Consider the following 7213-nt stretch of genomic DNA (forward strand, 5'->3'; position numbering starts at 1 on the left):
CACGAAATGAAGCCGAAATGGTGCTGGTGGAAAGCGAACCCGGGAAAGGTCGATAAAGAAAAACAGCTTGAAGAGCTAGTTGACGTTTGGCATTTCGTTTTGTCTTTCGCCAATAGTGCAGAAATCAATCCGAACGAGATCGACATTAAGTTTGTATTCGATGATACTCTGCGTGATTTTGTCGGAGTGCTTAAACACGCAACCACGATCGACTACGCGATGGATTTGATTGTGAGCTTGGCTGGCCTGACACAGTATCTCGAGTTTGACATGTCGGAAGTCTACGATATGTACGTCAAGAAGAATCGAATCAATCACGAGAGAGCGGAGGGGGATTATTGATGAACAGTGTTAATTTGATTGGCCGCTTAACGAAAGATCCAGAAATTCGGATGACCCAAAGCGGAACAAAAAACTGCTCGTTCACCCTTGCGGTGAACCGGATGGTGAAACAGGAAGGGTACCCAGACGCGGATTTCATCAACTGCGTGGCGTGGAACAAGACGGCCGAACTGATGGCGCAGTACCTTCACAAAGGTTCGCAAATCGGCGTTGAAGGCCGGATCCAGACCCGCAATTATGAAAACAAGCAGGGAACGCGCGTGTATGTGACGGAGATTCTTGTCAATAGCATCCAGTTCTTGGGGTCAAAAAAGCAGGAAGAAAACAATGGGTATTATCCGGATGTCCAGCCGCAATATAACCCCTACCATACAAACGTTCAATCAACGTATCAGGAGAAGCGGCCACCACGATCGAATAGCGTAGATCCGAATCAGTCGTACTATCAGCAGCCGAGCCAATCGTATGCGCAAGGAAACATGGTATACGGCACCGGACAGGCAGACTACGGCGATCCACTGGATATTGCCAGCGACGACCTGCCGTTCTAGAAAGGGAAAATATGGAAAAAAGAACATTAACAATCGAGTTTTTTAAAGAAAACGGTACGTATAAGACACGTACCGAATCGGCCGGGGTTTATCCGGAAGACGTAGCGAACGCCGTGATCAACTTGTCGATCTGGCTGAAAACGATGAAAAATGGGGAACAAATCCTGAACGACGCTTTAAAAATCATCGAAGAAGAAACGGGAAAAGCGAAGGTGCAGGCATGACACCTAGCTTGGAAGATTGGATGCTGTTGGCGATGGAGCTGCACGGAAACACCGTGCTCCATCACAAACGTGTTAAGCGCTACGGCAAAGACGCCTGGGTAAAGGCATTTGCGGAGGCCGGCTATGATGTCGAAATCCGGAAGTCTGATGGCTTATGTGGGACGGAATTTGACTTCGATTTGCGGAGAAACCGCAACTCAAAGGAGGAAGATTACATTGTGGAGGTAAAAAGATGAATACGGCTAAAATTGAACAATATCAAGATTTGGGAACGGAAGAAATGAGAAAATTGGCGATTGAATTATTGACCGGAGCGGACTTATTCGTCGCCGCAAAAATCGAAAGAGGAGAAGAATCATCCAATTACGAAATTGTATCAAGGGGCAACACAGAAGAAGTGGTTAATACCGGCTTGAATCTGATTGAAGCGGCAGCAAGTAAATCGGATATTCCAGATAAAATCATCATTTTAATGATCGTTAACTATCTGTTAAAAAAATACGGAACGGAGGAAGAATAATGAATCAGATCACAAAAAAAGACTTGGTAAACGCATTGCATGACACGCTGGGGATGAAGAAGAAAGACGCCATCCCGGCGGTTGAATCGGTGTTTTCTACAATCGCTAAAGAGCTTGCAAAGGAAAGCATCATCGACATTCATGGGTTTGGTAAATTCACTGTCACGGAGCGCGGAGAGCGTCGAGGAGTTAATCCGGCGACAGGACGGGAAATGATCGTTCCTGCATCGAAAACGGTGAAATTCAAGCCGTCTACCACGCTGAAAGGGGAGGTCAACAAATGAAAAGTTACGTTAAACGACCATTCGTAATCAAGGCATTGCAGTGGGATGGAACGATCGGTAAACTGCATGATACGGAGATTTGGCAGCATATGGTTACGGGCGGAACTGAAAGAGGTGTTCGCTACGGAATTTTAAGAACCCCGGAAGGCGATATGAAATTCCACAAAGGCGATTACATCGTAAAAGGGGTATGCGGTGAAATTTATCCGGTGAAAAAAGAAATCTTTGAAAAAACATACCGAGAAGCGTCCGATCCCAAAAAGGACGCCCCGTTTAAGGACGGGCCGGATTTAGAAAAGTTGTGGGCCGAGTAAGAAAAACAGCTCGCAGAAAGCGATTTGATTGTCGTGAAGAAAAAGAATTTGTTGGATGTGTTGAGCATGGCGATAAAAACCAGAAACACATGTCCTTTTGATAAATTTTGCAAGAATACTGACACTTTTGGAGAGAGGGTCAACAAAACAATCGCTTGGCTGCAAGACAAGGAGGAAAAATGAAACCAATCCTTGACGTAGCCTGTGGAAGCAAGATGTTCTACTTCGACAAGGAAGATCCAAGAGTACATTTCAATGACCTTCGCACCGAGGAAAAAGAGCTGTGTGACGGAAGAAAGCTGGTCGTGAGTCCCGAAACGAATTGGGACTTCACGCAGCTTCCGGTACCCGACGAATCATTTTATATGGTCGTGTTTGACCCGCCGCATTTACTCCACGCTGGGGATGATAGCTGGCTGAAAGCGAAGTACATGACTACGACAATCTTTTCCCTAGCTGCCGATCATGCAATCACTATAAGCGCTCAATGGATTTGGAAGGGTTCAGAGAGTATTTAAAAACTTTGCACGAACGGATTGCGAAGAATTACATCGTAAAAGTTGGAATGCGTTACGGAATGGTAAGTATAAAACCATTTGAAGGAACTTTCTATTTTGAATTTAAGGGGAGGACAGAACGATGAAGCTAAATGAACTAATCGAGCAATACGGCGACCACGAAATCAAAGATTTGGGCGCTGTCAAAGCGATGCTTGAGCGTCCGAAAACGAAGACGGTTCACGATTTGAAAGTCGGGGATAAATATTGGGTCTTGTACTCTCACGGAGGTGTTAACGAAATTGTTTTTAAGGGTGATACATATGATAAAAACTTTATAAAATGCGGCTATTCATTCCTCACCGAAGAAGCAGCGATTAAACAACGAAAGCACGACGAAATTCACGAAGAGCTGAAACGGCTTGCTGGTGGGTATGAGTTTGTATTTGGAGAAATAAACCCGTTCATCAGTTCGATAGCCAGAGATCATTGGTCGGATCCAGCGGTTATTGTTACAAAAGGTATTTATCATAAAAATGCTAATGAAATCTATTTTGAATCAGAAGAAGCCGCCCAAAAAGCAATCGAAGAAATCGGAGAAGAGCGGCTGCTTCGGGATTACTTCAATGTTTTGGAGGAAGAGGAATGACGGCTGAATACAAAGCTAAGTGGTCTGGAAAGTGGCCAAACTTATGTAGAGGATGTTGGACATTACATCGAGACGGAAAAGACATTTCAGAAAAAATTCCTGAGTATTTGAAACAACAACCAATGCAAACATTCGGTACGTATAATAGTTGGCATTTTAGGAAAAATTGGGAAGTTGTATGGAAATCATATGAGAGTGGACTATCTAGCGCTGAATGGCGAGAAGAGAACCAAGAATGGCTCAAAGAAATCACAGCCAACACCGAAGAGCAGAAAGCAATCTTTGAGGCTTTCCAAAAAGAAGACTGGCGCCATAATAGCTGTGGCGGATGCATCTAAAAAATAAAAGGAGAATTAGATATGAGTGAAGAAAAAATGACAATGAAAGAAGCTGGGGAGAAACTTCTTATTAAATGTAACGAGCTTCCTTGCTGTTACTGTCCGATCGCAAAGGAATGCAATGAATATTACATTGATACCGGTGAAGGCGCTGTAAGCCAAGAAAGGCTCGGCGAAATCTGGGCGGAAGCTCATGGGTACGTGAAAAAAGAAGAAGTTCCGACAGTGAACGAGGAGTTTTTGGGAAAACTGGCTAGATATATGGACAGCACAGCAACGAAAACCGACCTAAAGCAAAAAGGCATTTCAGGCGAAGATTGGACGAGTGAACCAGGAAATAAAGAGGACTGGAAAAATTGGCTTAAGGAAAACCTTTTTGTTGGCACCGCCGAAAAGGTCGAAGAGAGCGAAGAGGAAAAGGGCGAATTTGACACAGAACCAAATTTTGTTCTAAATGTCAATGAAAATTTTATTGATGATATATATAGATTTTTAGACGTAAACATACACAATAAAAATGCATATTGGACTCCAAAATCGGCATGGTTCAGTTTCTCCGATGGGGAAGAAGGATTCAAAAAATGGTTCCTTTTCAACCTTTTAGCTAATAGCACAGTAACGGTAGAAGAAAAAATTACCGATGATGGCGGCGAATTGGATCCAACGCCGCTCGAAGTAATGAATACATTCGGATTTTACCGCCATTATTTAGCCGGAAAGGTGATCGAATGCGTAGCTCGCAAAGATTTCGATAGAGCTAAGGAATATCAGTCAAAAATTAAGAATCCGCCACAAAGCGAGCCAGGGTTAATTGATGTGCTCCGTAATTGGAAGCTGACAAGGAGTGAATCGTTATTTCTGCTTGATTTCATCAAAGCGTTTGCTCGTAATAATGTGCCCGACAGCTTCGAAGAAATCGAAGTATTGCGGTATATTGCCGAGCATGGATGGATAAGGAAAAAACAGAATGTATCAAATGATGACAACCGATGACCTGCTTTTTGAGATCAAGCAAAAAGCATTGACGGTCGTAGATACGCAAGACAAGGCCGTGGCAAAGGCGGCCGGAATTGAAATCGTGAATATCACGGACTTGGTATTGAGAAGATGGAGGAAAGCAAATGAGAATGCGGAAATTATTCGTGCTCGAGGCGGCGCGGGACCAAAAGGGAATCATCCACTTTAAGACTGACAAACAGTGCTTGGATGACATCATGCCGGAAAACGGCAGCGTAACGGCGGGGCAATTCCGGACACTGGCAATCAACGCCATGAACGAGCTGCTCGACCTGTGCTATAGCATCGGGGAGAAAATGGAAAAAGAGTATCAGGAAGAAAAAGCCGAGATCGAGGCAATGCAGCAGGTGGATCATGAAAAACTCAACTAAATTTGTCCCGTATCGAAATCAGGAACTGCATCGGGGCGATCAAGTCAAGATGTGGTTCAATCCAACGCACCAAAGGCTTGTCGCTGATGTGCTGTACAAAGTGCGCGACGGCGTTTGGGCCGTTTGGATCGAGGCGATCGGCGGCGAATATCAAGTAGACAAAACTTTGATCCACGGAATATCTCGAACATTGCATGAACGCTATCAGTATTCTATAAAGACGCTGGAAGGATTGAATCGGGTTTACATGTATTGAATCGAGAAATCCGATAATCGAGCACCACGAAAGCAGGAGGACGTTTAAAAGTGTATATAGCAAGACTAAAAGATGAAAAGGGATATTTGCATGAGATCCAAGAGGAAGTCATCATGGAATTGTGGTCTAGGTTGGCCGAACATGGATATTGGAAGCAGCCGGAAGACTCCATGTATGATATGGCGACGGAAAAAGAGTGGATCGAGCACATCGAAGAAGGGATGGATCCGGAAAAGGTAGAGTCGATCGTGATCTACCGTAAGGACGACGGCAAAGTAAAAAAGAAGGTCGGCGGCGTATCGGAAGAAGAAATGGCCGAGCGGCTAGAAGCGTTGATGGATAAAAAAGAGAAGGAAGAATTGAGGGCTTAGGCTCTCGATTTTTTTCTCAAAAAAAACGTTCAAAAACAAGCAATACATCAGAGTTTTTGGTATAATATCAGTGTCAAGACATTAGTCTTGTTTGAAATAATCCCTTTCTTAATTTTGTGTTTCCCGTCGAAAGGCGGGAGTTTACTTAAAGTCCCGCGACGTGTTCAAGGCGGTGGGCGACGGTTTTACGTCATTAAAGAATTTCCTTTCGGAACAGGTGCTTCGGCACCAATAATTAAAGCCCTTCGAAGCGCAAAGGCGGAAGGCAAGCCAAACAAATCAACTTGGGAGTCAAAAATCTTTATTCTTTTTAGCAACGGGCGGAAACGCCCACTACTTAAAGACCAGCCGATCGTAAAGGGAAGCTGGCGGCGACATGTCGGTGTTTTACACCTCCTTTCTAAATCAACTTTTGAGTCATGTACTAACAGGCGGGTAATGCGGGAGCCCGCCCAATTTTATTGTCCCCCAGAATCGCAACGGGATTGAGTGCCCTGTCGATCGCAAGGGATCCAGAAAACAGCCACCCAAGATGCAACAAAAACCACCCCCTGGATCGCAACAGCCCCTCCAATCGCAACAGTTTTTTTAACAACCCCCCAAATCGCAACAGGATTTTAGAGAGGGGAGAAACCACCCCTCCAATCGCAACAGACTTTTTATGGATACTAGTAAATAAAAGGTTAAAAGCGACGAAGAAGGCACGGCAAGAAAAGAGCCGGTAAGAGAGTGGAAAACCGATGCAAAAAAGGGGCGGCGAAAAAAAGGGGAAACGAGCGGATAGAGGCGAATTGCTTCATGAAAAACCTCCGGGGGAAAAAGAGCAACCCTCAAATAACAAAACTTTCTGAAACCCTCGAAGAAATCGGGGGGAGCCACTAAACAACAAAACCAGCTATTAAGCCCAACACACTATAAGCTCCCTATTCAGCTCACGACCACCACAATCCCAGCGGTGGTCTTTTTTATGTCTACACACTCTATCATTTTCTCTTTCTTCTTTTCTTTTCCTTTTTGGTTTCTGATTTTGTTATTCGAATAGCTTTTTCATTAACAATAAATATGGTTTGACAAGTAAACTTGGCAAAAAGATGAAAAATATATTTTGGATGGCAGGCGAATAGACAAAAGAGTCTACAAAAAAATGGGCAAAATCTCCCACTTTCTTTGCAAAACGTCCACAAAATAGGGACAGAGTGGATATAAATGTCCACATAACGCGAACAAAAAACGAGCTGGCGTGTTTTATGCGGCGCGCATGGAACTAGGAATCGTATTTTGTATTTTGTAGTCATATGAACGTGTGACGGGGGCACGGCGGCGCGATACCTACTAGGAATTACATTTTGTATTTTGTAAAAATGTTCATGCTTCGTGAACAGAATCAGAGGCTGGTATGGCAAAATCCCGCCTTTATACCCGAAAATCCCCGAAAATGTCTATAAATCATGAACAAATCCAGAAAATCGTACCCGATAC

The 7213-nt window shown here is 44.0% G+C and carries 15 protein-coding genes; all 15 read left to right on the forward strand.

Features of this window, described 5'->3' with window-relative positions:
- Positions 1–342, forward strand: a 342-nt coding sequence (locus tag ABNS49_RS12745) for a dUTP diphosphatase (protein ID WP_348688261.1), incomplete at its 5' end; no start/stop codon positions are given.
- Complete coding sequence (locus ABNS49_RS12750) at positions 339–893, forward strand: single-stranded DNA-binding protein (protein ID WP_348688262.1); 555 nt, start codon at positions 339–341, stop codon at positions 891–893. The genes ABNS49_RS12745 and ABNS49_RS12750, both read left to right, overlap by 4 nt.
- A gap of 11 nt (positions 894–904) precedes the next feature.
- Positions 905–1117, forward strand: coding sequence for a hypothetical protein (locus ABNS49_RS12755; RefSeq protein WP_288341647.1), 213 nt, complete (start codon positions 905–907; stop codon positions 1115–1117).
- A gap of 20 nt (positions 1118–1137) precedes the next feature.
- Complete coding sequence (locus ABNS49_RS12760) at positions 1138–1353, forward strand: hypothetical protein (protein WP_348688263.1); 216 nt, start codon at positions 1138–1140, stop codon at positions 1351–1353.
- Positions 1350–1637 (forward strand): hypothetical protein, encoded by a 288-nt coding sequence (locus ABNS49_RS12765; RefSeq protein WP_348688264.1) that lies wholly within the window; start codon positions 1350–1352, stop codon positions 1635–1637. Before ABNS49_RS12760 ends, ABNS49_RS12765 begins: the two co-directional genes overlap by 4 nt.
- The gene (locus ABNS49_RS12770) at positions 1637–1921 is read left to right on the forward strand and encodes an HU family DNA-binding protein (protein WP_348688265.1); all 285 of its coding nucleotides are present in this window, start codon (positions 1637–1639) and stop codon (positions 1919–1921) included. Before ABNS49_RS12765 ends, ABNS49_RS12770 begins: the two co-directional genes overlap by 1 nt.
- Positions 1918–2235, forward strand: a complete 318-nt coding sequence (locus ABNS49_RS12775) for a hypothetical protein (protein WP_348688266.1) — start codon at positions 1918–1920, stop codon at positions 2233–2235. Before ABNS49_RS12770 ends, ABNS49_RS12775 begins: the two co-directional genes overlap by 4 nt.
- Before the next feature lie 179 nt (positions 2236–2414).
- The gene (locus ABNS49_RS12780) at positions 2415–2753 is read left to right on the forward strand and encodes a hypothetical protein (protein WP_348688267.1); all 339 of its coding nucleotides are present in this window, start codon (positions 2415–2417) and stop codon (positions 2751–2753) included.
- Positions 2754–2874: 121 nt separating this feature from the next.
- A complete protein-coding gene (locus tag ABNS49_RS12785; RefSeq protein WP_348688268.1) occupies positions 2875–3381 on the forward strand; it encodes a hypothetical protein in 507 nt (168 codons plus the stop codon).
- Positions 3378–3719: a hypothetical protein gene (locus ABNS49_RS12790; RefSeq protein ID WP_348688269.1), complete on the forward strand. Its 342-nt coding sequence runs from the start codon at positions 3378–3380 to the stop codon at positions 3717–3719. Before ABNS49_RS12785 ends, ABNS49_RS12790 begins: the two co-directional genes overlap by 4 nt.
- A 21-nt stretch (positions 3720–3740) precedes the next feature.
- Positions 3741–4712, forward strand: coding sequence for a hypothetical protein (locus ABNS49_RS12795; protein ID WP_348688270.1), 972 nt, complete (start codon positions 3741–3743; stop codon positions 4710–4712).
- A complete protein-coding gene (locus tag ABNS49_RS12800) occupies positions 4687–4905 on the forward strand; it encodes a hypothetical protein (RefSeq protein ID WP_348688271.1) in 219 nt (72 codons plus the stop codon). Before ABNS49_RS12795 ends, ABNS49_RS12800 begins: the two co-directional genes overlap by 26 nt.
- Complete coding sequence (locus ABNS49_RS12805; protein ID WP_305151663.1) at positions 4841–5107, forward strand: hypothetical protein; 267 nt, start codon at positions 4841–4843, stop codon at positions 5105–5107. Before ABNS49_RS12800 ends, ABNS49_RS12805 begins: the two co-directional genes overlap by 65 nt.
- The gene (locus ABNS49_RS12810; RefSeq protein WP_348688272.1) at positions 5091–5363 is read left to right on the forward strand and encodes a hypothetical protein; all 273 of its coding nucleotides are present in this window, start codon (positions 5091–5093) and stop codon (positions 5361–5363) included. The genes ABNS49_RS12805 and ABNS49_RS12810 overlap by 17 nt, the downstream gene beginning before the upstream one ends.
- Before the next feature lie 50 nt (positions 5364–5413).
- Positions 5414–5734 carry a hypothetical protein gene (locus tag ABNS49_RS12815; protein WP_348688273.1) on the forward strand — a complete coding sequence of 107 codons (321 nt, stop codon included), beginning with the start codon at positions 5414–5416 and terminating at the stop codon, positions 5732–5734.
- The last annotated feature ends 1479 nt before the right edge of the window (positions 5735–7213 follow it).

The organism is uncultured Dubosiella sp., from assembly GCF_964018005.1.
In the GTDB taxonomy this organism is placed as follows: Bacteria; Bacillota_I; Bacilli_A; order Erysipelotrichales; family Erysipelotrichaceae; genus Dubosiella; species Dubosiella muris.

What these genes read in the sequence shown, in the direction of transcription:
- ABNS49_RS12755 (WP_288341647.1), top strand. Translation starts at nt 905, where the DNA reads ATGGAAAAAAGAACATTAACAATCGAGTTTTTTAAAGAAAACGGTACG.
- ABNS49_RS12760 (WP_348688263.1), top strand. Translation starts at nt 1,138, where the DNA reads ATGCTGTTGGCGATGGAGCTGCACGGAAACACCGTGCTCCATCACAAA.
- ABNS49_RS12765 (WP_348688264.1), top strand. Translation starts at nt 1,350, where the DNA reads ATGAATACGGCTAAAATTGAACAATATCAAGATTTGGGAACGGAAGAA.
- ABNS49_RS12770 (WP_348688265.1), top strand. Translation starts at nt 1,637, where the DNA reads ATGAATCAGATCACAAAAAAAGACTTGGTAAACGCATTGCATGACACG.
- ABNS49_RS12775 (WP_348688266.1), top strand. Translation starts at nt 1,918, where the DNA reads ATGAAAAGTTACGTTAAACGACCATTCGTAATCAAGGCATTGCAGTGG.
- ABNS49_RS12780 (WP_348688267.1), top strand. Translation starts at nt 2,415, where the DNA reads ATGAAACCAATCCTTGACGTAGCCTGTGGAAGCAAGATGTTCTACTTC.
- ABNS49_RS12785 (WP_348688268.1), top strand. Translation starts at nt 2,875, where the DNA reads ATGAAGCTAAATGAACTAATCGAGCAATACGGCGACCACGAAATCAAA.
- ABNS49_RS12790 (WP_348688269.1), top strand. Translation starts at nt 3,378, where the DNA reads ATGACGGCTGAATACAAAGCTAAGTGGTCTGGAAAGTGGCCAAACTTA.
- ABNS49_RS12795 (WP_348688270.1), top strand. Translation starts at nt 3,741, where the DNA reads ATGAGTGAAGAAAAAATGACAATGAAAGAAGCTGGGGAGAAACTTCTT.
- ABNS49_RS12800 (WP_348688271.1), top strand. Translation starts at nt 4,687, where the DNA reads ATGTATCAAATGATGACAACCGATGACCTGCTTTTTGAGATCAAGCAA.
- ABNS49_RS12805 (WP_305151663.1), top strand. Translation starts at nt 4,841, where the DNA reads ATGAGAATGCGGAAATTATTCGTGCTCGAGGCGGCGCGGGACCAAAAG.
- ABNS49_RS12810 (WP_348688272.1), top strand. Translation starts at nt 5,091, where the DNA reads ATGAAAAACTCAACTAAATTTGTCCCGTATCGAAATCAGGAACTGCAT.